Annotated in this window: 4 protein-coding genes; 1 reads left to right on the top strand and 3 read right to left on the bottom strand. The window is 44.9% G+C overall.

Annotation, left to right across the window (positions count from 1 at the left end; translation table 11 throughout):
• Positions 1-165: 165 nt before the first annotated feature.
• The 3 genes from PX481_RS08690 to PX481_RS08680 form a co-directional block, all read right to left on the bottom strand.
• A complete protein-coding gene (locus PX481_RS08690) occupies positions 166-309 on the bottom strand; it encodes a hypothetical protein (protein WP_223210688.1) in 144 nt (47 codons plus the stop codon).
• 167 nt (positions 310-476) lie between these two features.
• Complete coding sequence (locus tag PX481_RS08685) at positions 477-761, bottom strand: hypothetical protein (protein WP_002798346.1); 285 nt, start codon at positions 759-761, stop codon at positions 477-479.
• 324 nt (positions 762-1,085) lie between these two features.
• Positions 1,086-1,211, bottom strand: a complete 126-nt coding sequence (locus PX481_RS08680; protein WP_288025893.1) for a hypothetical protein — start codon at positions 1,209-1,211, stop codon at positions 1,086-1,088.
• A gap of 106 nt (positions 1,212-1,317) precedes the next feature.
• Here PX481_RS08680 and PX481_RS08675 point away from each other — a divergent pair, with 106 nt between their 5' ends.
• A complete protein-coding gene (locus tag PX481_RS08675) occupies positions 1,318-2,313 on the top strand; it encodes a LysR family transcriptional regulator (protein WP_002759960.1) in 996 nt (331 codons plus the stop codon).
• Positions 2,314-2,864 lie beyond the last annotated feature (551 nt).

Here is a 2,864-nt window from a genome sequence, read left to right as displayed (position 1 = left end):
CGTTTTTTAACTTGGCTTCTACGACTAGCATTGATTAATCCTCGACCCTGGATAAATTAAGTATAACACAGTTTACCTACAAATGGTAGAATTAAAATTGTGCTTCGCAGTTAATATCTTGGTCGGATTTCATCCCCCGCAAAGGTTGATGTCTTGTCGAAAAATTTAGCGGGGGCATTCATCCGACATTTTAGGTAAATCCATCCACGAGCGCCCGAAACTGGGTTGGGGATTGACAATCCCGATACTCAGGGTGAGCAGCAGAGAAATTATTGTTAATAGCCAAAAACGGCAGAAAATAGGGCGCATAGACGATTCGATCCCATAAAAACCTCATTCCCGTTCTAGACAGTCAACATCACCCTTTGCCGGTTAAGTACCTAAGCAAAATTAATTACACATATCTAACCATCTCTTGCCTCTTGCCTCTTGCAAGAGTGCCTATCTTCACTAGGAAATTTATTTTGCACGACTACTCACTGTCCCCGATTGGTTTGATAGACGTAAAAGTTAAATAAATCGAATAAACTGCCAACAAAAGCAAAGGTGACAGCGATGGTTAACAGGCCTTGTAGGGGATAACCGCCGCCGAAAATGGTTAAAAATTGCAGTATTTGGCTAAAACCGGTCTGAGAAACCCAAGTAAAGCCGGGGACGTGACTGGTGGCCAATAAAGCCGTTAAAATAGAACCCACCAAGAGGACGGGGGCAACAAAACTTAATAGGGTGGAAAATAGCAGGGAACGGAGCAAAGTAAGCATGGGTGCTGATCTCCAGAGAATTAGGGGGCGATCGAACGGGAATAGGAATCTACACTCGCTCCCCTATAGAATATACGTTCATCTCGGCTAGGGGCGGTTTGTTAAAAAATCTTAAAATATCATTAAGATTCTTGGTTAAGAACGATTAAGTGGTACACAAAAGTCAACCCGATAATTGCTGGGGCAGCCTTTTTCAGTGTGGGGTGTGGGGTGTGGGGTGTGGGGTGTAGGGCGTAGGGTGTAGGGCGTAGGGTGTAGGGTGTGGGGTGTAGGGTGTAGGGTGTGGGGAGAATAAATAGAAATAATCTCCTGACTCGGAGTCTCCTATCTCCTGACTCCTGACTCGGAGACTCCTATCTCCTGACTCCTATCTCCTGACTCGGAGACTCCTGACTCCTGATAACTGATAACCGGTAACTGATCACTGATAACTGGAACTACCTGAAGCATTGATCCCCGTGGTGTGGTACTGTCAATTCAGTGTATTTATCGGCACTGGCTTAAGATTTGTCGCTATTGTCCTCCCCTTCTCCTGTCGCTGTTTTTGAGGCTTTCTATGACCGACATTCCCTTCACCCTAGACCAACTGAGAATTCTCAAAGCGATCGCTGCCGAAGGAAGCTTTAAACGGGCGGCAGATACCCTGTATGTATCTCAACCGGCGGTCAGTCTTCAGGTACAAAACCTCGAAAAACAGCTAAATGTGCCGTTATTTGACCGGGGCGGTCGGAAAGCCCAATTAACAGAAGCGGGACACCTACTCTTAAGCTACGGCGAAAAAATTATCACTCTCTGTCAAGAAACCTGTCGAGCGATCGAAGATCTACAAAATCTGCAAGGGGGAACCCTAATCATCGGTGCTTCCCAAACCACGGGAACCTATCTTCTTCCCCGCATGATCGGGATTTTTCGGCAAAAATACCCAGAAGTATCCGTACAGCTACAAGTTCATTCCACCCGTCGCACCTCTTGGAGCGTTGCTAACGGTCAAGTGGATTTAGCCATTATCGGGGGAGAAGTTCCCGCCGAATTACAAGAAACCCTGCGGATTATCCCCTACGCAGACGATGAACTGGCTTTAGTCCTGCCTATTTTTCATCCTCTGTCTAAGGTAGAAATGATTCAAAAAGAGGATTTATATCGACTAAAATTTATCACCCTCGATTCCCAATCGACGATTCGCAAAGTCATCGACAAGGTTTTAACTCGTTGCGAGATCGATACCAAACGCTTAAAAGTGGAGATGGAACTTAACTCGATCGAGGCGATTAAAAATGCCGTACAATCCGGGTTAGGGGCGGCTTTTGTCTCGGTGACAGCGATCGAAAAAGAACTACAAATGGGAGTTATCCACGCTACCCGAATTAAAGATGTGGAAGTACGACGCACTTTGTCGGTAATTATTAACCCGAATCGCTATCGATCAAAAGCCGCCGAAGCTTTTACCCTAGAAATACTACCCCAATTCTCCACCTATCCCGAATATCTGGCTGACGACCACAACTTTGAACCGATTCCTAACTCGCAACCCGCCGAAATTATGAGTAAATAGGGTTGGCTGAATAAATCTAAAAACCTTGTTGGGTAAGACTTTTAGACTTTTTGGAAACCAAAAAGTACCAGATATGGGAGTGATCGGGTGGAAAATTCCTGGACTTTTTCCCTGAAAATTAGGTAATTGACCCCTTCAAAATCGGTAAAACCCCACACCCCACACCCTGCCCCCAGGAAAAACTTTTTCAGCAGACCCTATTTAATGGTTAATTGATAGAAAGACAAGGTAAATTATTGGTGGCTATGCGCGGAGATAGAAGTCGTCAATCAGCCCAAAAACTTTGGGGCCAGTTTACCCGGTGTTTACCGACAATACGCGGTTGCTTACACAGACTTTTGGGAGTCCTAAGTAGGGTTTGCTGAATAATGGTAAAACCCTTTTAAAATAAAGCTTTTGACCTGTTAAAGTCCGATGTTAGTGCAAGAAAATAGGATTGGGACGTTCAAAAACCTTGCATTATCTTCTTGTAGTACATCGCTTGGTACAAAAAACAAGGGCAACAAAGCCGGCTCTTCTGGTTTCTGTGTGGAAACGGAGTCTATACTGAT

The sequence above is a fragment of the Microcystis sp. M53603_WE2 genome (assembly GCF_030065435.1).
The sequence above is the reverse complement of the archived record's forward strand: the minus strand, read 5'-3'. Positions and strand labels throughout refer to the sequence as shown.